At 70.4% G+C, this 20,939-nt stretch carries 19 protein-coding genes; 14 read left to right on the top strand and 5 right to left on the bottom strand.

The annotated features are described in order from the left end of the window. Positions 1-6 precede the first annotated feature (6 nt). From K338_RS24815 to K338_RS25725, 3 genes are all read right to left on the bottom strand, one after another. Positions 7-1,713, bottom strand: a complete 1,707-nt coding sequence (locus K338_RS24815; protein WP_022919597.1) for an HNH endonuclease signature motif containing protein — start codon at positions 1,711-1,713, stop codon at positions 7-9. Positions 1,714-1,764: 51 nt separating this feature from the next. Then, positions 1,765-2,070, bottom strand: coding sequence for a hypothetical protein (locus tag K338_RS0118215; RefSeq protein WP_157612630.1), 306 nt, complete (start codon positions 2,068-2,070; stop codon positions 1,765-1,767). A gap of 195 nt (positions 2,071-2,265) precedes the next feature. Continuing rightward, positions 2,266-2,415 (bottom strand): hypothetical protein, encoded by a 150-nt coding sequence (locus tag K338_RS25725; protein ID WP_022919595.1) that lies wholly within the window; start codon positions 2,413-2,415, stop codon positions 2,266-2,268. A 352-nt stretch (positions 2,416-2,767) separates the two neighbouring features. Between K338_RS25725 and ligA the strand changes: the two genes are divergently transcribed. The 8 genes from ligA to K338_RS0118170 all read left to right on the top strand — a co-directional run bounded on the left by ligA (position 2,768) and on the right by K338_RS0118170 (position 9,704). After that, positions 2,768-5,284 (top strand): NAD-dependent DNA ligase LigA, encoded by a 2,517-nt coding sequence (gene ligA, locus K338_RS23830; protein ID WP_022919594.1) that lies wholly within the window; start codon positions 2,768-2,770, stop codon positions 5,282-5,284. Then, entirely contained in the window at positions 5,271-5,720 is a 450-nt protein-coding gene (locus K338_RS23825) for a HEAT repeat domain-containing protein (RefSeq protein ID WP_169579587.1), read from the top strand. Before ligA ends, K338_RS23825 begins: the two co-directional genes overlap by 14 nt. After that, positions 5,717-6,580 (top strand): phosphotransferase family protein, encoded by an 864-nt coding sequence (locus K338_RS23820; RefSeq protein WP_022919592.1) that lies wholly within the window; start codon positions 5,717-5,719, stop codon positions 6,578-6,580. The genes K338_RS23825 and K338_RS23820 overlap by 4 nt, the downstream gene beginning before the upstream one ends. A gap of 40 nt (positions 6,581-6,620) precedes the next feature. Then, the gene (locus K338_RS0118190; protein ID WP_022919591.1) at positions 6,621-7,031 is read left to right on the top strand and encodes a hypothetical protein; all 411 of its coding nucleotides are present in this window, start codon (positions 6,621-6,623) and stop codon (positions 7,029-7,031) included. Positions 7,032-7,097: 66 nt separating this feature from the next. Continuing rightward, the gene (locus tag K338_RS0118185; RefSeq protein ID WP_022919590.1) at positions 7,098-8,045 is read left to right on the top strand and encodes a chymotrypsin family serine protease; all 948 of its coding nucleotides are present in this window, start codon (positions 7,098-7,100) and stop codon (positions 8,043-8,045) included. Continuing rightward, complete coding sequence (locus K338_RS23815; RefSeq protein ID WP_022919589.1) at positions 8,042-8,335, top strand: hypothetical protein; 294 nt, start codon at positions 8,042-8,044, stop codon at positions 8,333-8,335. The genes K338_RS0118185 and K338_RS23815 overlap by 4 nt, the downstream gene beginning before the upstream one ends. A 136-nt stretch (positions 8,336-8,471) precedes the next feature. Next, positions 8,472-8,954, top strand: a complete 483-nt coding sequence (locus K338_RS25330; RefSeq protein ID WP_245543003.1) for a metallophosphoesterase family protein — start codon at positions 8,472-8,474, stop codon at positions 8,952-8,954. A gap of 3 nt (positions 8,955-8,957) precedes the next feature. Continuing rightward, positions 8,958-9,704 (top strand): GNAT family protein, encoded by a 747-nt coding sequence (locus K338_RS0118170; protein WP_022919588.1) that lies wholly within the window; start codon positions 8,958-8,960, stop codon positions 9,702-9,704. Positions 9,705-9,725: 21 nt separating this feature from the next. On the opposite strand, the gene K338_RS0118165 is transcribed toward K338_RS0118170, so the two are convergent. Continuing rightward, positions 9,726-10,913 (bottom strand): ROK family protein, encoded by a 1,188-nt coding sequence (locus tag K338_RS0118165; protein WP_022919587.1) that lies wholly within the window; start codon positions 10,911-10,913, stop codon positions 9,726-9,728. A gap of 93 nt (positions 10,914-11,006) precedes the next feature. On the opposite strand from K338_RS0118165, the gene K338_RS0118160 reads away from it, so the two are divergent. The 6 genes from K338_RS0118160 (at position 11,007) to arfB (ending at position 17,714) form a co-directional block, all read left to right on the top strand. Next, complete coding sequence (locus K338_RS0118160) at positions 11,007-12,530, top strand: sugar ABC transporter ATP-binding protein (RefSeq protein ID WP_022919586.1); 1,524 nt, start codon at positions 11,007-11,009, stop codon at positions 12,528-12,530. Beyond that, positions 12,527-13,663 (top strand): ABC transporter permease, encoded by a 1,137-nt coding sequence (locus K338_RS23805; protein WP_022919585.1) that lies wholly within the window; start codon positions 12,527-12,529, stop codon positions 13,661-13,663. Before K338_RS0118160 ends, K338_RS23805 begins: the two co-directional genes overlap by 4 nt. Then, complete coding sequence (locus tag K338_RS0118150) at positions 13,660-14,733, top strand: substrate-binding domain-containing protein (protein ID WP_022919584.1); 1,074 nt, start codon at positions 13,660-13,662, stop codon at positions 14,731-14,733. The genes K338_RS23805 and K338_RS0118150 overlap by 4 nt, the downstream gene beginning before the upstream one ends. A gap of 127 nt (positions 14,734-14,860) precedes the next feature. After that, positions 14,861-16,039, top strand: a complete 1,179-nt coding sequence (locus K338_RS0118145; RefSeq protein WP_022919583.1) for a Gfo/Idh/MocA family protein — start codon at positions 14,861-14,863, stop codon at positions 16,037-16,039. Between the two features lie 110 nt (positions 16,040-16,149). Then, complete coding sequence (locus K338_RS0118140) at positions 16,150-17,157, top strand: sugar phosphate isomerase/epimerase family protein (RefSeq protein ID WP_022919582.1); 1,008 nt, start codon at positions 16,150-16,152, stop codon at positions 17,155-17,157. A gap of 101 nt (positions 17,158-17,258) precedes the next feature. Continuing rightward, positions 17,259-17,714 carry an alternative ribosome rescue aminoacyl-tRNA hydrolase ArfB gene (arfB, locus tag K338_RS0118135; protein WP_022919581.1) on the top strand — a complete coding sequence of 152 codons (456 nt, stop codon included), beginning with the start codon at positions 17,259-17,261 and terminating at the stop codon, positions 17,712-17,714. Positions 17,715-17,749: 35 nt separating this feature from the next. Here the strand turns inward: arfB and K338_RS0118130 are convergent, their stop codons facing one another. Continuing rightward, the gene (locus K338_RS0118130; RefSeq protein ID WP_022919580.1) at positions 17,750-20,917 is read right to left on the bottom strand and encodes a sialidase family protein; all 3,168 of its coding nucleotides are present in this window, start codon (positions 20,915-20,917) and stop codon (positions 17,750-17,752) included. Positions 20,918-20,939 lie beyond the last annotated feature (22 nt).

Raw genomic sequence — 20,939 nt, 5'->3', positions numbered from 1 at the left:
GGTCGGTCAGAACGGCGGCAGCTCGTCCCACGCTGGGTCCCGCCGGGGCGGCTGGTGGGTCAGGGAGGTGGTGGTGCCGTCGCGTTCTCGTCGATAGCGGTGCCCGGTGGGTGTGGTCCACTCGAAGATGCCGGGTTCGACCTGCGTCAGGTGGAAGCCGGCGTGCGTTTTCACCTGGTGGTCTCGTGCGCACAGGGGTCCCAGGTTGGCCACGCTGGTGGGGCCGCCGTGGGCGGGGTCGGCGTGGTTGAACGGGATGGTGTGGTCCAGCTGGCAGCTGCTGGCCTGGTGGCTGCAGCCGGGGCGGACGCAGGTGCGGTCGCGGGCCACGATGTGCTCGGCGATCGCGCGCGTGGGCCGGTACCTGGTGTGTCCGACGTCCAGCACGGACCCGGTCAGAGGGTCGGTCACGATCCGCCGCCAGACACCTCCGGCGGCCAGGGCCCGGGCGGTGGCCGGGCTGATCGGCCCGTACCCGGCCAGCTCGGGCACCTGCTCGGGCTCCAGCCGTTCCCCGCTCAGAGCGGGCGGCCAGGTGATCTCGGGCGCATCGCTGCCCGCAGCAGCCTCCTCCGGCGCCGGCTCCGTTCCGGGCGCACGCTCCGCTTCCCGGGTGTGCGGCGGCTGGTCGCCGGCGGGCATCAGCTGGTCCAAGGTCATGGTGAGGTTCAGGTGCGGGAGGTGACCACCGGTACGAGCCAGGTCGGCGCCCATCGCCGGGTCGCCCAGGTGTCCGGTGGCCAGAGCGTGCTCGCCAATTCCGGCCAGGGCGTCGAAGCGCAGCTGGTCCATCGTGCGTTCATCACCAGCCGCCTTGGCCGCGCGAGCGGTGGCATCCAGCGCCAGGTCGAGTGCGAGGATGTCACCAGCAGGACCTTCGATGCGCATCGAAGCGATCTCGTCGCCCTCGTTCCTCGGCCGGGTCACCCGCCGCGAGGTGGCACGTGCCCGGGCGCGGGCCTCCGCCTCGTCGGCGTCCACGGCGACCAGTGCTCTGCTCACGTCGTAGCGCAGCTGAGCCGCGGTCCGGTCAGCGGCCTTGGGTAGCACCCGGTCTTCGACAGCGACTGCTACCTCCCAGCCCACGTGCTGCAGCCCGTCGACGATCACCCGCGCACGGGCCGCATCGATCTCACCCCGGCTCAGTGCGTCTCCAGTGGCCATCAAGTAGGTGTTCAGCGCGTGCCCGCGACGCACCAGGTCCGCTCCGCCCTTCGCTGAGGTCCGCAACCGAGCCGTCAGCTCGTCACCGGCCAGTCCCGAGGGGCCACGGGTGTGCTCAGCCAGCTCGGCGCAGGCCATCCTCTGCCGACCGGCCAGAGCCGCCGCGGCTCGCAGCTTGGCCGCATGTGCGGCGGACTCCACCCGTTCGGCGGCAGCAGCCAGCTCCACCAGCGCCGCCTCGTCCACCTTTTCGGTGTCGATCTGGTCCAGCAGCGTGAACAGGTGCGCATCGGCAGGGTGCCGCGCCAACCGCTCTGCCAGGCTCAGGTAGAGCCGAACGTCTGCGGCCATCGCCTGCTCCAACGCCGAGACCGCCGCACCGGAGGCCCCCTGTGCCGGTCCGCGACCAGCGTCAGGCTCGACGACCAGGTCACCGGTCAGCGCCTCTGCGACCTGCCACGGTCCCGGGTCGGTGCACCGATACAGCTCGATCACCACCGGGGCGTCCGCCCCGCCCTGGTGACCGCTGTGATCGAGCTCCTGTGCCATACCGAGGACACTACGACCGACCACTGACATTCCCGCGAAAACCGCGAGATCTCAACGAAGGACCCCAGTTGTCGCCACTGCGGTCACCGACCTGCCGGGCCAGCACAGCAGACTCCTGGGCTGCAGCGGAATCCCGTCCACCGTCCAGACCCACCACATCCCGCCGCCGAGCACCACTGCGCTGACCGCCAGCTTCACCAGCCCCCCGGTGGTTCGCAGCCGGCGTAGGTTGTGGCGTCCGACGACCGCGGTGATCGTGCTGATCAGCCAGCTTCCTGCGATCACCAGCATGCTGATCTGGATGCTCGGCGCGCCCCTGGGCATCTCCCAGTCGAAGGCCGTCAGGGTCCAGCTCACCAGCACCATCAGCACGGGTGACCCCTGCGCTGGAGAACGAGTCCCAGACCAGGAACATGCCGATCGCCATCGCCACACCGGAGACGTGCTGGGGCCGGTCAAAGCTGTTCTCCTCTGCGTCCCGGCCGAGCACCAGGCCGTGCTGGGAGTACCGGCCGCCGAACGGGTCGCCGCCAGTCCCGGGGTAGTTGACGCTCACAGGCTGCTCACCAACCCTCCGACGACCAGCGCCGCGATGCCACAGACGAGATGCAGGCAGCCCCGGGCCCGCCCATCCTTCGCCTCGGTAGCCGCACCGGAGGCGAACGCCCAGGCGACGACCAGCGCCAGCAGTGGCGCACACACCTACCGATGCACGCTGTCGCGGGTCACGCAGCTCATCCGATCGTCCGGGTCAGGACAGTTCTCCAGCAGCAGGCTGTCCAGCAACGGCGCACCCCACGCGGTCAGGTGCCAGCCCAGGTAGCCCCTGCGCCCGCCGGAGCAGTGCCGGCCTGTCCCGACCAGCTCGACGGCGGAGCCTGGCTGCCGGGAGCCCGGTCGCCCGGCGGACTGCTCGAGTCGTACGCACCAGTGCCGTACGGGTCCCGGGACATGCGACCATCTCACCACACGCCGGACGGGGGAGCCGTGCTGAGCACGGTACGCTCCGCCGTCGGCGCGCCCGGGCTGGGCGATGTCACCGCAAGGGGACAGAATGGCAGGCGTGAACTACCAGTCTCCTGAAGAACCGCTCCCGACCAGCACGGAGGACACCGCGGACGAGGCCGACCTGCGTGCCCAGTGGCAGGACCTGGCCGACCGGGTGCGCGCCGCCCGCGAGGCCTACTACACGAAGGACGCCCAGCTGATGTCCGATGCGGCCTTCGACGAGCTGGTCCGGGACCTGCAGGCGCTGGAGACCACGTACCCGTTCCTGCAGCGGCCGGACTCACCCACGCAACAGGTCGGAGGCTCTGCCTCACCGCTGTTCACCCCGGTGCAGCACGCCGAGCAGCTCTTGAGCCTGGACAACGTCTTCTCCATGGCGGAGCTGCGGGACTGGCTCACCAAGACCCAGGAAGCAGCCGGCCGCACGGTCCGCTGGCTGTGCGAGCTGAAGATCGACGGGCTTGCGATCGCGCTGCGCTACGAGAACGGCCGGCTCGTCAGCGCGGCCACCCGAGGTGATGGGCGCATCGGGGAGGACGTCACCGCCAACGTCGTCCGGATGGCGGGCATCCCGCGCCGGCTGTCCGGGACCGGTCATCCCGACCTCGTGGAGGTGCGTGGCGAGGTCTTCATCCCGACGGCCGAGTTCACCCGGTTGAACGAGCTGCAGGCGGAGCTACAGGTCCGGGCGGTGGCGGCCGCGCGGGAGCGGTGGCAGAAGCGCCCAGCAGCGAGCCGAGGCGAGTTCCACGAGGAACGCGAGGCGGCCAGCGCGGCACGCCGGTTCCCCGCGTTCGCCAACCCGCGCAACGCCGCCAGTGGCGGGTTGCGCCAGCTGTTGGAGAAGAAGGAAGGTTTGGAGCGAGAAGCCGGGGACGCCCGGCTGCAGGCGCTGTCGTTGTACGTGCACGGCATCGGCGCGTGGTCCCGGCCGCCGGTGGACAGCCAGAGCGAGGTGTACGACCTGCTCGCCGGGTGGGGGCTGCCGACCAGCCCGCAGGCGAAGGTGTTCGACTCGGTCGAGGACGTACTCACCTTCGTGGCCGACTACGGCGAGAACCGGCACTCGGTGGAGCACGAGATCGACGGGGTCGTGGTCAAGGTGGACGAGCTCGCCCTGCATGGCGAGCTCGGCGCCACCAGCCGCGCCCCGCGCTGGGCGATCGCCTACAAGTACCCACCGGAGGAGGTGCACACCAAGCTGCTGGACATCGCCGTCGGGGTAGGCCGCACCGGGCGGGCCACGCCGTACGCGGTGATGGAGCCGGTGCACGTGGCCGGGTCGGTGGTCCGGCAGGCCACGCTGCACAACCAGGACGTGGTGCGCGCCAAGGGTGTGCTCATCGGCGACACCGTGGTGCTGCGCAAGGCCGGTGACGTGATCCCAGAGATCCTCGGCCCGGTGGTGGAGCTGCGGGACGGCAGCGAGCAGGAGTTCGTGATGCCCGCGGACTGCCCGGAGTGCGGCACCGCCCTGCGGCCGATGAAGGAGGGTGACATCGACTTGCGTTGCCCGAACGCCCGCTCCTGCCCGGCGCAGGTACGCGGCCGGGTGGAGCACATCGGCTCCCGCGGGGCACTGGACATCGAGGCGCTCGGTGAGGTGACGGCGGCGGCGCTCACCCAGCCGCAGACGCCATCCACGCCGCCGCTGGTCACCGAGGCCGGGCTGTTCGACCTGACCGTCGAGGAGCTGGTGCCGATCGCCGTGGTGGTCCGTGATGCCGAGACCGGCGAACCGAAGGTCGACGAGGCGACCGGTGAGGTGACCGTACGCCGACCGTTCCAGAAGACCCGGCTGGACTACCCGCCCGAGGCCGAGGGACTCGACGCCGCCGAGCGGCGCAAGGCGGGCTACCGGAAGAACTACCCCGTGGTGGAGCCCTCGGCGCAGGCGGTCACCCTGGTCAACGAGCTGGAGGCGGCCAAGACCAAGGACCTCTGGCGGCAGCTGGTCGCGCTGAACATCCGACACGTCGGCCCGGTGGCCGCCCGGGCGCTGGCGACCTGGTTCGGGTCGCTGACCGCGATCGAGGCGGCTTCCGAGGAGGAGCTCGCCCAGGTCGAAGGCGTGGGGCCGACGATCGCCGGCGCCGTGGTGGAGTGGCTCGGCGACCCGGAGGATCCGGAGAACTGGCACGCCGAGATCCTGCAGCGCTGGCGCGCTGCCGGGGTGCAGTTCGAGATCCCCGGCCACCCAGGGCCGGGCGCAGCCAGCGAGGGTGGCGTGCTGACCGGCCTGAGCATCGTGGTCACCGGGTCGCTGGAGAACTACTCCCGGGATGGGGCCAAGGAGGCGATCCTCTCCCGCGGTGGCAAGGCCGCCGGTTCGGTGTCGAAGAAGACCGACTTCGTAGTGGTCGGTCCCGGCGCCGGGTCCAAGGAGACCAAGGCCCGCGACCTCGGCCGACCGATCCTGGACGAGGACGGCTTCCAGCTGCTGCTCGACGGCGGCCCGGAGGCAGTCGCGCATCTGGTCGGCGGGACATCCGTTGATGACGGTGCGGACGGGGACAGTGCCCAGAGCGCCGAGGCCGGGAGTACCGGGGATGAGGGCAGCTGACCTGATGCTGCTGACCGACCTGCCCCCGGACCGCCGTGCCCACCCGCGGCTGCTGCTGGCTGGTGCCGTGGAACGGTACGGATCGGCGATGGTGCGGCACTGGTGCGAGGAACTGCTCGCCGGCCGCGTCCGCCCCGACGATGCCGAGTACCCGCGGATCGAGTGGCTCGGCGGCACCGAGGACTGGAAGCCGTACTGGGCGCGCACCTGGGGCGGACGCGGGCTGCTCTACGTCGGACCGCCGGACCGGCCGGGCGTGGTGCGTGCCGCCCTGAGAGACGAGCACTGGCGGGTCCGGGAGATGGCGCTGAAGGTGATGGCGGCGCACGGACTGGACGATCCGGTCGGGGCCGTCGAAGGCCTCCTTGAGGATCCGACCCCTCGGGTCCGCGCTGCTGCCGCACGTCTGCTCCGCCGGGAGGAGAGCGCGCCGTGACTGAACATGAGACCAGGTTCGTCCGCCCACCCCAGGCGGTGCTGGCGAGACTGGTCCCTCGCGCCCTCACCGAGGCGGGGGAAGCGACCGACCCGGTCGACTGCACCTGGGTGGAGCACGGGTCGAACACTGTGGTCGTGCTCGGTGAGCGGACCGCCGTGCGGATAACCCGCCAGCCCTCCGGGGCTGCCGACCTGCTGCGCACCCAGGCTCTGGTCGACGCCCTGGCTGACCTCCCGTTCGACGTGCCCCGCTCGACCGGCGACCCGATCGAGATCGAGGGTCACCTCGCGATCCCCACCCAACGCCTACGCGGGGTGAGCGACCCACCTGACCCGCCGGACGCCGTCGTGCTGCGAGACCTGCTCGAGGCCGTGCACAGCGCGGACCTGAGCGACCTGCGCGCGCACCTGGCGCCACCGCGATCGTTCTTCGGCGGCGAGCACTGGCAGCAGGTGCTCACCGACCGCGTGGTGCCGCTGCTTCCGATGGACCTGCGGGACGATGCGCTCGCCCGCATCCAAGGTCTCGCCGCACTCCCGGCGGTCCCCGAAGCTCTGAACCATGGCGACCTCGGCACCAGCAACGTGCTCTGGTCCGGCGGACGGGTCAGCGGCGTGCTGGACTGGGACCTTGCCGCCGCTGACGACCCAGCCGAGGACGTGGCCACGGTCGCCAGCTCGTTCCGCGCCTGGGACCAGCTCTCCGCTGCGCTCGACGAAGACACGATAGACCGCGCCCGGGTGTTCGCTCGCATCTTCCCGCTGGCCGTGGTCGCCTTCGCCGTGCTCGGCGGCCGGCCCCCGGCGGAGGTGACCCGTGCCGTCGCGCGCGCCGAGCGGGGGCTGCGGGCCAGCTGACGTCCTGCCGTCTGTGCCGCTTCCGGCCTAGGGTGGAGGAATGATCAGCGATCTCCTCGCCCACGAGCTACGGAACTCCGGGGTGCGCTGGGACCCTGCGCCCGGCGACCGGTTCCGGATCCAGACCGAAGCGCTGAGCGAGGACGTCTTCATCCTGTCCCACATGGTCATCGAACCACGTACGTACCCCACCGGCACAGTGCTGCACTTCAACGGCACCACCGAGTGGGCGCTCGACAGCGTCGCAAAGGAGGATGCCCTCTGGCTGCCTCGGGAGGACCAGCTGCGCGAGCTGCTCGGCGGCACGTTCGTGCGCCTGGTGCACACCGGCGAGGAGTTCCGGGTGCAGACCGGCGAGCCGACCGGTGAGCTGGACACGTTCACCGCCGCCGACGTGGAGGACGCCTACGCCCACGCCCTGCTCGCGCTGGTGCACCGCGCCGTGGCGTGAGCGTGGCGTGGCGTGTCGTGAGCTCGCCGACATGCGCACGGACCAGGGTGCGCGCAGACTCGAAGCATGCACATCGACCTGGCACGGGAACGCAAGGCGCACTGGATCGCGCTCGCCCGCGACCTGCTGCCCACGGCAGAAGACGCCCAGCAGCCGGCCTCGGTCGCATTCGGCCTCGCGGTGCGCAGCGGGGGCGAGTACGCCCTGGCGGTGCGGTACCGGGAGGAGGCGGAGTGCGCCGACCTGCTCGGTGAGGTCACGGAGGCAGACGCGGACGCCGACATCCGGCACATCGGCCAGGTCTACGCCCAGAGCCAGCCGCCCGGTCCGGCCGACCGGCTCCGCACCCGGGTTCGCCCGCTCCGTCCGGGCCTGTCCCTCGCCAACGTGGACGTCTCGGCCGGCACGCTCGGTGCATTCGTCACCGACACCGACGACGTCCGGTACGCCCTCTCCAACTGGCACGTGCTGGCCGGTTCCAGCAACGCGACCACCGGCGACCCGATCCTGCAGCCGGGCCCCTACGACGGCGGCACTGCGGCTGACCAGGTCGGCACGCTGGACCGGACCGCGCCACTGGATCCGCGTAGCACCAACGTGGTGGACGCCGCACTGTGCCTGCTGCAGGAACCCAAGGTCGATGCGATCTACCCGGTGGGCATGGTGACCAGCACAGCGCCTGTCGAGGGTGGGGAGCTGGTCGGCAAGATCGGCCGCACCACCGGGATCACCGCCGGGCACGTGACTGCAGTGGAGCTCGACGGCGTGCGGGTCGGCTACGGCGAGGAGCTCGGTGAGCTCACCTTCGACAACCAGATCGAGGTCGAGGGCGACCAGGGCGCATTCTCCGCCGGCGGCGACTCCGGATCCCTGGTGTACCGGGAGGATGGCGTGGCCGTCGGGCTGCTGTTCGCAGGCTCCCAGACCGGGGGCCCGGGCGGTGCCGGTCTGACCTTCCTCAACCCGATCGACGACGTGCTCCGCGCCCTCGAGGTGCGGCTGCTGCAGCTATGACCGACGCTGCACCGCCGCCGGCGTCCCGAGAGGCTGCGCGCTCCGCCAAGGCGGAGGTCGCCGAGCTGCTCGCGGCCACCTCAGGGGTGGCCGGTGTGGGTCTGGAGCGACTGCCCGACGGCGGATGGTCGGTCCGCGTGAACGTCACCACCGTGGAGGTCGCCCAGGCGCTGGGGGAGCAGGTGCCCACCGGCCCGGACGCGGTCCCGGTGCGGATCCGGGTCACCGGCCCGATCGAGCCGGCCACCGGCGGTGTGGCAGAGGCCGGTGGTGCAGAGGACACGGAGTAGCGGCGGGCCGCCGGGCTGGCCGGTCCTGCCGCGCTAGGCTCACCGGCGATGACCACGACTCAGCGCATCGCCCTCCTCTCTGACATCCACGGCAACCTCACCGCCCTGACCGCGGTGCTCGCCGACATCGACGCCCGTGGGATCGAGACGATCTACAACCTGGGGGACGTGGCTGGTAAGGGGCCACGGGGGTCTGTCGCGGTCGCTCACCGCCGACGACCGGCAGTGGCTGCGCGAGCTGCCGCTGGCTTGCGACCTGGTGCTCAGCGGCCGACGGGTCCGGTTGTTCCACGCCTCCGCGGACAGCATCTACACCCGGGTGCACTTCCGGCACACCCCCGAGCAGTTCGACGCCATGTTCGCCGCGACCGAGCTGACCGGGAACGGTCCGACGCCGGACGTGGTCGCCTACGGCGACATCCACGACACCTACCTGGAGGTCTCCGGCTCGCGCACCCTGCTGAACGTGGGCAGCGTGGGCAACCCGCTGGACGAGCCGACCGCCGCCTACGTGATCCTCGAGGGAGCACCGGGAGCGGAGGCCGGCCCGTTCGGGGTGCAGTTCGTCCGGGTGCCCTACGACATCGAGGCGTGCCTTGACCGGCTCGGCCAGACTTGAGGTATGACGTTCACCATCCACAACCGCGCGCAGAACCCGGAGATCTTCACCACGGTCGACCATGCCGCCTTCGACCTGGCCTGGCCGGAGTTCATGCAGCACGACCCGACCGGTGATCTCTACTACGGCCACCTCGAGCACGTCGCGGACTACGTGCTGCTCGCCACCGACGGGGACGTGCCGGTCGCCAAGGGGTACTCGTTGCCGTTCGTGTTCGGTACTCCGGGGCGCGAGCAGCTGCCGGACGCCGGATGGGACGAGGTGATCCGGTGGGCGCACAGCGACCGGCTGGCCGGCCGCGTGCCGAATGCCGCCGCCGCGCTGGAGATCGTCATCCTCAAGGAGCACCAGGGCCGAGGTCTCGCCCCGGTGATGGTGCAGGCGCTGCGGGAGAACACCTTCCGCCTGGGCCACGACGTGCTCTACGTCCCGGTACGGCCGTCGCAGAAGGCGGCCGAGCCGCACACGCCGATGAGTGAGTACGCCTACCGGACCCGGGCGGACGGCCTGCCCCACGACCCGTGGCTGCGGGTGCATGTGCGCGCCGGCGGGCGGATCGTGAAGGTCTGCCCGACTGCGATGACCATCCCTGGCACGCTCGCCGAGTGGCGGGCCTGGACCGGGCTGCCGTTCGACACCGACGGGCCGGTGGTGGTCGACGGTGCGCTCAACCCGGTCCTGGTCTCGCAGGCCCAAGACTTTGGTGTCTATGTCGAGCCGAACGTGTGGGTCGAGCACCGCCGACCCTGATCGGGTTGCTGCCTGGCCAGCTCACGCAGGCGCGTGCGTCTCGGTGAGCGCGTCCACCGCTGCCGGTGCGAGCACGTGGTCGGCCACCACCCGGCCGGCGCCGAGCAGCCCGGCGCGCCCGGCCGTGCTCGCGGTGACGATCCGCAGTCTCTCGGTGGCCAGCGGCAAGGACCGACGGTAGACGACCTCCCGGATGCCGGCGAGCAGGTGTTCTCCGGCCTGGGCCATCACCCCGCCGATCACGATGATCGACGGGTTGAGCAGGTTGACGCAGCCTGCCAGCACCGCACCCAGGTCGCGGCCGGCGTGCCGCAGCAGCGCCGTAGCGTGCTGGTCACCGCCGCGCACCAGGTCCACCACGTCGGCGCTGGTGCGCACCTTCTCGCCATCTGCCTGCAGCCTGCGCACCAGGGCGCCGCCGCTGGCCACCGCCTCCAGGCAGCCGGTGTTCCCGCAGTGGCACAGCTCCGGGCGGCCCTCGGGTACTGCGACATGCCCCAGGTCCCCGGCAGCGCCGTCGGTGCCGCGCACGAGCGCATGGTTCGCGACGATGCCCGCCCCGATCCCCGTGGCCACCTTGACGAACAACAGGTGAGACACGTCCGGATAGGCGGCAGTGTGCTCACCGATGGCCATCAGGTCCACGTCGTTGTCCACCAGCACCGGGACACCGAGCTCGTGGCCGAGGATGCCTTTGATGTCCACACCGTCCCAGCGCGGCATGATCGGCGGATTCATCGGTCTGCCGCTGGCCTTCTGCACCGGGCCGGGTACGCCGATGCCCACGCCGACCAGGTCACCGGCCGGCCGTCCGACCTGGTCCAGCAGCGCCCGACCGAGCCCGACCACCCGGTCCAGCACCGGCTCCGGCCCATCGGCGATGTCGTTGTCGACCCGGATCTCGGCGAGCACCGTGCCGGCCAGGTCGAGCACCGCGACCGACAGGTGCACTGCCCCGAGGTCGACCGCCAACACGAGCCGAGCGCTCGGGTCGAACGCATACACCGACGGCGGTCGGCCCCCGGTGGACGAGGCGGCCTCGGCGCGTACCAGCCCGGTGGGCAGCAACGCGTCGATCCGGGTGCCGATCGTGGACCGGGCGTGCCCGGTGATGGCCACCAGGTCCGCGCGGCTGCGCGGGACGCCGTCGCGGAGGATCTGCAACAGCTCGCCACAACCGGTCGGTCGGGACGTGAGGGGAACGACCACGCGAGGCTCTCCTTCATCACAGGTTGGTCACAACCGTACCCCGCTCACCGACTTTTGATCGACAACTGCCAAAAGGCTGGTTATGGTCGGCACATGGTCACAGCGGACCCCTTCCTCACGATGCACGGGATCGTCAAGCACTTCCCCGGTGCCAAGGCGCTCGATGGCGTCGACCTAGATGTGCGCGCCGGTGAGGTGCACTGTGTGCTCGGGCAGAACGGTGCCGGGAAGTCCACGCTGATCAAGGTGCTCTCCGGGGCGCACGGTCACGATGCGGGTGCGATCCGCATCGACGGCGAGGAGGTCACCCTGGCCACCCCGGCGGCCGCGCTGCGCGCCGGGATCGCCACCATGTACCAGGAGCTTGACGTGGTGGCCGGTCTCACCGTGGCGGAGAACATCTTCCTCGGCAACGAACGCTCCGTCGCTGGTCTGACCCGGCGGCAGGATGCGGCGCACGCCGCCCGTGACCTGCTGGTCCGCCTCGGGCACCCGGAGATCAGCCCGCATGCGGAGGTAGGTACGCTCTCCGCCGCCGGTCAGCAGGTCGTCTCCATGGCCCGGGCCCTCTCCCGCGACGCCCGGCTGCTGATCATGGACGAGCCGTCTGCGGTGCTGGACTCCGAAGAGGTGGACAACCTGTTCCGGGTGGTGCGGGACCTGACCGCCTCGGGCATCGCCGTCATCTACATCTCCCACCGGCTGGAGGAGATCCGCCGGATCGGCGACCGCATCACCGTGCTCAAGGACGGGCGCACAGTCGCTTCCGGGCTGGAGGTGGCGCAGACCAGCACCCGCGAGCTGATCACGCTGATGACCGGTCGCACCCGGGAGTACGCCTTCGCCCGCCGGGAGGTGCCGGCGGAGGCGCAGGACGTCCTGCAGGTGGTGGACCTGGCTGTGGACGGACTGTTCTCCGGTGTGGACCTGACGGTCCGGGCCGGGCAGATCGTCGGTCTGGCGGGTCTGGTCGGCGCTGGACGCTCCGAGATCCTGGAGACCATCGCCGGTGCTCGCCGCCGCACGGCCGGCACGGTCACGGTCGACGGCGTGGCGCTGCCGCCCGGATCGGTCCCGCGCGCTGTGGCCGCAGGGGTGGGTCTGTGCCCGGAGGAGCGCAAGAGCCAGGGCCTCATCCTGGACGAACCGATCTTCAAGAACCTCACCCTGTCCTCGTTCGCAGGCTTCGCCCGTGGCGGGTTCCTGCGCGAGCACGCCGAACGGGCCGCCACCGCCACGCAGATGCAGAACCTGCAGCTGCGGCCGGCCGACCCGGACCGCGCGATCCGGACCCTCTCCGGCGGCAACCAGCAGAAGGTGATGCTCGGGCGCTGGTTGGAGCACGGTTGCCGGGTGCTGCTGCTGGACGAACCTACCCGCGGGGTGGACGTGGGCGCCCGCGCGGAGATCTACGACCTGATCGGACAGCTCGCCGACAGCGGGACCGCGATCGTGGTGGTCTCCAGCGAGATCCCCGAGGTGCTCGCGCTGGCGGACACCGTGCTGGTGGTCGCCGAGGGCCGCATCGTGCACACCGGACCCGCGACCGAGATCGACGAGCACCGGGTGCTCGACCTGGTGATGGACAGCGACGCGCTAGCGGAGGGACACCGATGACCCAGGACCACCCCACCTCCGAGACCCAGGACCCGGTCACGGACCTGCCGGAGACCGCCGAGGCCGTACCACCACCGGAGCAGCCCGTCGGCGGCCAGGACGCACCGCGCCGGCGCGGCCTGCCCACCTCCGTGGTGCGCAACCTCGGCCTGGTGATCGCCTTCCTGCTGCTCGTCGTGATCGGAGTGGTCAGCGCCGGCGACCGGTTCGTCGATGGTGGCAACGCGCTGACGATCATCAGCCAGGCAGCGGTGATCGGCATCATCAGCATCGGCACCACGTTCGTGATCACCACCGGCGGCATCGACCTGTCCGTCGGGTCGGTGCTCGGCCTGGCCTCCGTGTGGGCGACGACGCTGGCCACCCAGGCGATGGCCGACCAGTACCACTGGATCGTCATCGTGTTCACCGCCTGCGCTGTCGGTGCCGCCTGCGGCCTGGTGAACGGGATCCTGGTGGCCTACGGCAGGATCGTGGCGTTCATCGCGACGCTGGCGATGATGGTCGCTGCCCGCGGCCTGGCGGAGATCATCTCGAACAAGCAGACCCAGATCGTGGAGAACAACGGGCTGCTGGACTTCCTCCGCAGCTCCGTGCTGAAGATCCCGATGGTGGTCTGGGTCTTCGCCATCGTGGCCGTGCTCGCCTGGATCCTGCTCAACCGCACCACGTTCGGGCGGCGCACCGTGGCGATCGGCGGCAACCCGGAGGCGGCCCGCCTGGCCGGTATCCGGGTGCGTGAGCACCTGCTGGCCGTGTACACCCTCGGCGGGCTCTGCGTGGGCCTGGCCGCAGTGCTGATGATCGGGCGTACCGGGGTGGGCACCTCCACCCACGGCTACATGTACGAGCTGGACGCCATCGCCGCCGTGGTGGTCGGTGGCACGCTGCTGATCGGCGGGCGGGGAACGATCGTCGGCACTGTGCTCGGCGTGCTGATCTTCTCCATGCTCCTGAACATCTTCACGCTGAACAACCTGTCCCTGTCCGCCCAGCTGGTCACCAAGGGCGCCATCATCGTCATCGCCGTGCTGCTGCAGCAGCGCTTTGCCAATGGTGGCCGGCCCGGATGGTGGCGCCAGATCTTCACCCGCACACCCACCCCCACCCCCGTTCAAGGAGGAACCTCATGACCGCACACACGTGGCGCCGCCGGCTGCTCATGCCGGTGGCCGGACTCGCTGCCGCCGGGATGATCCTGGCCGGCTGCACCAGCAACGCCCCACAGGAGGAGGAGACCCAGGCCGACGCCGGCGGGGCCGGGGACTCCGGTGACTCCGGTGACTCCGGGTCCGCCGACGAGGTCGGTGAGACGGTGGTGATCGGGTTCTCCGCCCCCGCCGCCGACCACGGCTGGATGGGGGCGATCACCGCCGCTGCCCAGTCCTATGCCGAGGACCATGAGGATGTGGACCTGCGGGTGGCTGAGGGCACCAACGACGTGAACGTCCAGATCAGCCAGGTGGAGACGTTCATCAACGACGAGGTGGACGCCATCGTGCTGCTGCCCTTCGACGGTGCGGCGCTGACCAACGTGGCGCTGAAGGCGATGCGGGCCGGGATCCCGGTGGTGAACGTCGACCGGGAGTTCTCCGACCCGAACGCCTCCCGGGTGACCGTGCTCGGGGACAACTATGGCATGGGCGTCTCGGCAGGTGCTTACATCTGCGAACAGCTCGAGGGCGAGGAGGACGCGGTGGTCGCCGAGATCGCCGGGATCGACTCCCTGCCGCTCACCCAGGACCGCAGCCAGGGCTTCGAGGACGCCCTCGCTGAGTGCGGTCTGGACGTGGACAACCGTGTCGCGGCCGACTTCACCGTCCAAGGTGGGCAGGAGGCCGCCGCGAACCTGCTCCAGGCGGCACCAGAGATCGACGCCATCTGGAACCACGACGACGACCAGGGCGTGGGTGTGCTCGCCGCCATCGACCAGGCCGGCCGGGACGAGTTCTTCATGGTCGGCGGTGCCGGCTCGCGGAACATGATGGAGGAGATCTCCTCCGGTGACTCCGTCGTCGAGGCCACGGTGATCTATCCCTCCACCCAGGCGGCAGACGGTATCGCCCTGGCCAAGCTGCTGGTGCAGCAGCAGGCGCTCGGCGACCTGGTGGAGGTGGAGGTGCCCCGTCTGGTGCAGCTCTACGCTCCGGTGGTCACGGCGGACAACGTGGACCAGTACCTGCCGACCGCGTTCGACTCCTGATCACCCCTGACCCACCTGGCGTCCGCTGCTGGACTCGTGGACCTCAGGTGAGCGGGCGGGCCGCTGAACTGCCGTGCGCGGCCTGCCCGCACCCCCATGCCACCCCGAGAAGAGGAGGACCCGACCGATGACCACCGAGAGTGCCGCACCGCTGCGTGTGGCGATGATCGGCTACGCATTCATGGGAGCCGCCCACTCCCACGCCTGGCGGACCGCACCCCGGTTCTTCGACCTGCCCTTGGCACCCGTGCAGCAGGTGCTCTGCGGACGTGACCAGGCCAAGGTGGCCGCGGCGGCCGACCGCCTCGGCTGGGCGAGCACGGAGACCGACTGGCGTTCCGCCGTCGCCCGTGACGATGTGGACCTGGTGGACGTGTGCACCCCAGGAAACACCCACGCCGAGATCGCCATCGGGGCCCTGGAAGCAGGCAAGCACGTGCTGTGCGAGAAGCCGCTGGCCAACTCTGTGGCCGAGGCCGAGGAGATGGCTGCCGCGGCGGAGCGCGCCGCCGCGGACGGGGTGCGCGCCATGGTCGGGTTCACCTACCGGCGGGTACCGGCGATGCAGCTCGCCCGGCAGCTGATCGCCGAGGGAAAGATCGGCGAGGTGCGTCAGGTGCGCGCGCAGTACCTGCAGGACTGGCTCGCCGACGCCGATGCGCCGCTGAGCTGGCGGTTGGACAAGACCGCTGCCGGGTCCGGGGCGCTGGGCGACATCGGCGCCCACATCGCCGACCTGGTGCAGTTCCTCACCGCGCAGCAGATCACCGGTGTCACGGCGATGACCGAGACCTTCGTGACCGAGCGGCCGATCGAGACCGAGCGGGTCGGGATCGCCGGGGTCGGCGGCGACGAGCTCGGCCCGGTCACCGTGGACGACACCGCGATGTGGCTCGCGCGCATGTCCGGAGGAGCGGTGGGCACGTTCGAGGCCACCCGGTATGCCTGGGGCCGCAAGAACGCGCTCCGGGTGGAGATCTCCGGGACCGAGGGGGCGATCTCCTTCGACCTGGAGCGGCTGAACGAGCTGGAGTACTTCGACGCGTCCGAGGACCCGCGTACCGGCGGGTTCCGGCGCATCCTGGTCACCGAGGGTTCGCACCCGTACATCGCCGCCTGGTGGCCGCCGGGGCACGGCCTGGGCTACGAGCACGGCTTCACCCACCAGGTGGTGGACCTGGTCGGTGCGCTGGCCGCCGGGGAGCAGCCGGAGCCGTCGTTCGCCGACGGGCTGGCGGTGCAGCGGGTGCTGGCCGCTGTGGAGGCCTCGGCCGCTGCCGGCAGCACCTGGGTGGAAGTCGGCTGACCGGGCCGCCCGGCAATGGGCAGGCAGGGGAGCACGTACGGACGAGCCCCAGCCACCTGGAGCAGCCACCATGAGCAGAACGCACGTCACGAGCACGAAGGAGTAGACCGATGGCACGACCGATCACCTTGTTCACCGGCCAGTGGGCCGACCTGCCGTTCGAGGAGGTGTGCCGCCTGGCCGGCGAGTGGGGCTACGACGGCCTGGAGATCGCCTGCTGGGGCGACCACCTGGACCCGAACCGGGCCGCCACGGACGATGACTACGTGGCGGAGAAGCTCGCCACGCTGGAGAAGCACGGGTTGAAGGTCTGGACGATCGCCAACCACCTCAAGGGGCAGGCGGTCTGTGACGACCCGATCGACATCCGGCACCAGGAGATCCTGCCGGAGGCCATCTGGGGGGACGGCGACCCCGAGGGCGTGCGCCAGCGCGCCGCCGAGGAGATGAAGAACACCGCCCGCGCGGCCAAGCGCCTCGGGGTGAAGACCGTCACCGGGTTCACCGGGTCGGCGATCTGGAAGTACGTGGCCATGTTCCCGCCGGTGCGCGAGGAGATCATCGAGGCCGGGTACACCGACTTCGCCGACCGGTGGAACCCGATCCTGGACGTGTTCGACTCCGAGGGCGTGCGGTTCGCGCTCGAGGTGCACCCGAGCGAGATCGCCTACGACTACTGGACCACGGTGCGCACGCTGGAGGCGATCGGGCACCGGGAGTCGTTCGGGCTGAACTGGGACCCCAGCCACATGGTGTGGCAGCAGGTGGACCCGATCAGCTTCCTGCTGGACTTCCCGGAGAAGATCTTCCACGTGCACTGCAAGGACACCAAGGTGCGGATGAACAACGGTCGCAACGGGCGGCTGTCCTCGCACCTGCCGTGGGCCGATCCGCGCCGCGGCTGGGACTTCATCAACACCGGCCACGGGGACGTGCCGTGGGAGAGCGCGGTCCGCGCGCTGAACCACATCGGCTACGAGGGTCCGCTGTCGGTGGAGTGGGAGGACGCCGGCATGGACCGCCTGGTCGGTGCGCCGGAGGCGCTGGAGTTCGTCCGCCAGCTGAGCAGGTACGAACCCTCCGGAGCAGCCTTCGACGCCGCTTTCTCCACCCGCTGAGCCACCCACCGCATCGAGGGTGTGGTTATGGTCGCTTTTCCCTGATTTTTCGACCATAACCACACCCTCGGCAGCTTTGCGCGGGGTGGGACGATGGCCTCATGGCTGGCGACGACCTGCGCGTTCCCCCTGGTCCGGGCAACCCTGGTGGGCTGGTGGTCCCTGGCAGCGAGCTCACCGAGCGGTTCAGCCGGTCCTCCGGGCCGGGCGGGCAGGCGGTGAACACCACTGACACCCGGGTAGAGCTGCTCTTCGACCCGGGTGCCTCCACCGCGTTCACCCCGGTACAACGCCGCCGTGTGCTGCGGGCGCTGGGGGAGTCGCTGGTCGGCGGGCAGGTCCGCATCGTGGCCAGCAGCCGGGCCTCCCAGCTGCGCAACCGGAACGAGGCCCGGGAGCGGCTGGTGGCGTTGATCCGCGAGGCGCTGATGCCACCACCACCGCGGCGCCGTCCGACCCGGCCCAGCCGCCGCGCCCGGCAGCGCCGCCTGGATGCGAAGAAGCAGCGCGGCCAGACCAAGGCGCTGCGCCGCCGCCCCGACGGGGAGGGGGACTAGACCGCCCTCTCCCCGCCGTGGCGCGGCGACCTAGATCATGACGAGCACTGCCCCTGGCGAGAACCAGTCACGGTCAGAGGAACGTCGGAGTCGGTGGGGGTGGCGGTGTTCCGCACGCAGATCAGCGATCCGTCCACCGCGAGCCCTGACAGCACAGTCTCTGTTGGGCTGCTGTTGCCCGACAGCATCACGTTGCCAGTGATGTCCGAGCGGTCCACCACGACCGGGCCCGACGTGTCGGTGATGCGCAGCGGTCCCTCGATCGTGGAGGGGTTGCACCCGCTGGTGGTGTCGCCCACCGCGACGCTGGCGGTGGTGCCCGCCACCGTCACCCTGCCATCGACGTGCGATCCACAGACCGATACCACGGAGGCGGCGTCGGTGGTGACGGACCCGGTGATCTCCGAGTCCTGGACGATGAGCTGACCGCCGTCCTCGACGGTGACCGGGCCGTCGACGGTCGCATCGATCAGGCACAGCCCGCCCGCACCGGCCGTGACCGCGCCGTCATGGGTGCCAGTGATCGTCTGATCACAGGAGGGATCGATGGTGACGTTCCGCGACCAGACCTCCCAGGGCTCCACCCGCCCGCGGTCTCCCGCCGCAACAACGGTGGTCGGATCGAGCACCGTGAAGCTGCCGTTCTCGCTGTTGGCGTAGTCGATGCCGACCGGGACGCTCCAGTCGTCACCGAGCCCGCTCTCCGAGACCGTCATCACGAGTCCGGGCCGCCCGACCATGAGCAAAAGCTCGCCCGTAGGCAACCGCTCCAGAGTCGGCTGGACGCTGAGCAGGGCCTGCCCGGCCGGGCCGACCTCGATCTCCTGCGGCTCGCTCCAGGTCACGCCGTCGTCGAACGAGCGCGAGTAGATCATCGGCAGGTGCCAGCCGGTGCGCATCACCATGAGCAGAGAGCCGTCGGCGAGCCGCTCGATCGCACCTTCGCTAGGTCCGTCGTACGCTTGCACATCGGCCTGCTCGGGATCCGCCTCCGCCACCGTGCCGGCGACGGACCAGTTGATCCCGCCGTCCTCGGATGCGAGCACAATCTGACGGTAGTTCTCATCGCCCTCGTAGTACCCGTAGGCCGACAGGTACAGCGTCCCGTCAGGATCCTCCAGAAGGGTGTGCAGCAGCACGAAGCCGGCCAGCGTCGTCCCGGGCCGCGGGGAGGTGTCGCCGATCGGGCGCATCGGCTCCGGCGTCGTCATGGACCCGGAGCGCTGAGTCCAGGTCTCCCCGCCGTCATGTGAGACTGCGGTCTCCACCAGGGCCTCGCGGTTGTCCGTCCCCGGCGTCATGAACGCGTTGTAGTTGACCGCGATCAAGTCGCCGTTTCGCAGCCGGGTCATCGTGATGCCCGAGGCGTCCGGCATCGGGTTGAAGTCCTCACCGCTGAACCAGCTCGCGCCGCCGTCGTCCGAGGCACCGATCAAGAAGCCTGACTCGTCAATCGCGTCCTCGTGCCCCGAGTACGGGAGCAGTATTCGCTGGCCGTCGTCGCCGTTGGGCACGACAATGCCGCCAAGGGGAAAGCCGACCTGCTCACCGCTATCGTCGACCGTCGTGGTCCCGCTGATGTCGAATGGCGCGGTGCCCACCGCCTCCGGTGGGGTCGACTCGGGTGTTCCGAACGTGACCTCGTCCAGGAACACATCGTCCACTGCAGCCCCGACGCCGGTCGCGCCGGTAGTGAGGGCCAGTCCGGTGATCGCGGTGACTTCGTTGTGCTGACCCGAGTTGTTGCCGATCGTGGACCCCGCGGATCCCACGTACTCGCCGTCGATGCTCACGCGCGCGGCGGCGTTGTCGCTCGGTACCGCCACCTCGATCTGTGACCACGCACCGAGCGGGACGCTGCCGGCAGGAGCCAGCTCCCGCCAGGTCGCGGTCCACTGCTCGTACCACTGGATGCTGCCGTCGTCCTTCACGGTCAGGCGGAACAGCGAGTTGGCCGGGTGACCGGTCGGCAGCAGCGACTCGCCGATGAGGTCGACCGTGAAGCCCTCTAGCGCCTGGGGGTTGACCTGGAAGGAGAGGTAGGCACCCTGCTGCGGGGCGACCGGACAGGTCAGACCCACGGCTGCCTTAGCATTCGTGTCCTGGACCCGGAGCGAGTGTGCGCCCTCGGACGCGACCTCGTCGCTGACCACGGCCGGGTCGTAGCCATCGAGGGTGGAGCAGCTGCCCGGCACCGAGCCGACGGAGTCGGACTCGAAGTCGAGGGTGGAGAACTCGCCGGCGACAGTGATCTCCTGAGTGCCCACGGACTGGCTGCCGTCGGCAGCGGTGACCACCGTGCGGAGCGAGTTCACCCCCGCCCGGGCGAAGGTGTGCGTGATGGACGCCGTGACCCAGCCGTCCGGGTCGGGGCCGCTGAGGTCTGCGGGGATGGTCTCGCCCTGCCACTCTGTCGTGGCTGTGTAGTCGGTGATGCTCGCGCCTTCTGGTAGCGGGAACCGGGCGATCGGTGCGTCGAGCACCTCCGTGCCCGCGACGAGCCCAGCGTCGTCGAAGAGGGGGTCGATGTCGAGGCCGGTGAAGGCGTCCTCGGGCAGCTCGCCGGCTACGGCGAGGTCGTCGATGTAGTAGTCGACACCGACGGGGCTGAACCCGGCCGACCCGAAGTAGATGTCACCCATGGTGGGTGAGGCGTCGTTGCGGCGGTCGGTCTCGAACCGCACGCCGTTGACGATGAGCTCAGCGCGGTCGAGGGTGGCATTGATCGTGACATCGACCCACTCGTTCAGCGCAGCGCCATCGACAACTGTGGCGACATCGGCAAAGCTGGAACCGTCGTAGGCCGCGATCCGGATGTCGTCCCCATCGGGGTTGAACGTGAAGCGCCACACCCCGTTCGCGCTGGTGCCCTCAGCGCCCTGGATCGCCACGTACGGACCGGCGTCGAACTGCGCGGGTGAGAACCGGTAGGAGACCGAGCGCTCCTGCGTCTGCGGGTAGTGGCACCAGGCCCGGGTGTAGACGGAGCTGTCCTGATCGACCAGCCGCATCGCCCGGTTCGTCTCGGCTGCCCCACCGAAACCGGCCTCGGCGATGCTGACATCACCGACGGTCTCGCACTCAGCCGGCGGCTCACCGAGCGCCTCCTCGTCGAAGGTACGCACTGTGCCATCAGCCGGAGCCGCAACAGCGACCTGACCCGGCACCACCGCCAACGCCAACGCCACCACACCAGCGGTCACAGCAGCAACACCCGCGCGTCGG

Source organism: Ruania albidiflava DSM 18029 (assembly GCF_000421225.1).
GTDB classification, from domain to species: Bacteria; Actinomycetota; Actinomycetes; order Actinomycetales; family Beutenbergiaceae; genus Ruania; species Ruania albidiflava.
The sequence above is the reverse complement of the archived record's forward strand: the minus strand, read 5'-3'. Positions and strand labels throughout refer to the sequence as shown.

Bases quoted from the DNA above. Each gene is read 5' to 3' on its own strand.
- K338_RS24815 (WP_022919597.1), bottom strand. From the start codon at position 1,713: ATGGCACAGGAGCTCGATCACAGCGGTCACCAGGGCGGGGCGGACGCC.
- ligA (WP_022919594.1), top strand. From the start codon at position 2,768: ATGGCAGGCGTGAACTACCAGTCTCCTGAAGAACCGCTCCCGACCAGC.
- K338_RS23825 (WP_169579587.1), top strand. From the start codon at position 5,271: ATGAGGGCAGCTGACCTGATGCTGCTGACCGACCTGCCCCCGGACCGC.
- K338_RS0118190 (WP_022919591.1), top strand. From the start codon at position 6,621: ATGATCAGCGATCTCCTCGCCCACGAGCTACGGAACTCCGGGGTGCGC.
- K338_RS0118185 (WP_022919590.1), top strand. From the start codon at position 7,098: ATGCACATCGACCTGGCACGGGAACGCAAGGCGCACTGGATCGCGCTC.
- K338_RS23815 (WP_022919589.1), top strand. From the start codon at position 8,042: ATGACCGACGCTGCACCGCCGCCGGCGTCCCGAGAGGCTGCGCGCTCC.
- K338_RS0118170 (WP_022919588.1), top strand. From the start codon at position 8,958: ATGACGTTCACCATCCACAACCGCGCGCAGAACCCGGAGATCTTCACC.
- K338_RS0118160 (WP_022919586.1), top strand. From the start codon at position 11,007: ATGGTCACAGCGGACCCCTTCCTCACGATGCACGGGATCGTCAAGCAC.
- K338_RS23805 (WP_022919585.1), top strand. From the start codon at position 12,527: ATGACCCAGGACCACCCCACCTCCGAGACCCAGGACCCGGTCACGGAC.
- K338_RS0118150 (WP_022919584.1), top strand. From the start codon at position 13,660: ATGACCGCACACACGTGGCGCCGCCGGCTGCTCATGCCGGTGGCCGGA.
- K338_RS0118145 (WP_022919583.1), top strand. From the start codon at position 14,861: ATGACCACCGAGAGTGCCGCACCGCTGCGTGTGGCGATGATCGGCTAC.
- K338_RS0118140 (WP_022919582.1), top strand. From the start codon at position 16,150: ATGGCACGACCGATCACCTTGTTCACCGGCCAGTGGGCCGACCTGCCG.
- arfB (WP_022919581.1), top strand. From the start codon at position 17,259: ATGGCTGGCGACGACCTGCGCGTTCCCCCTGGTCCGGGCAACCCTGGT.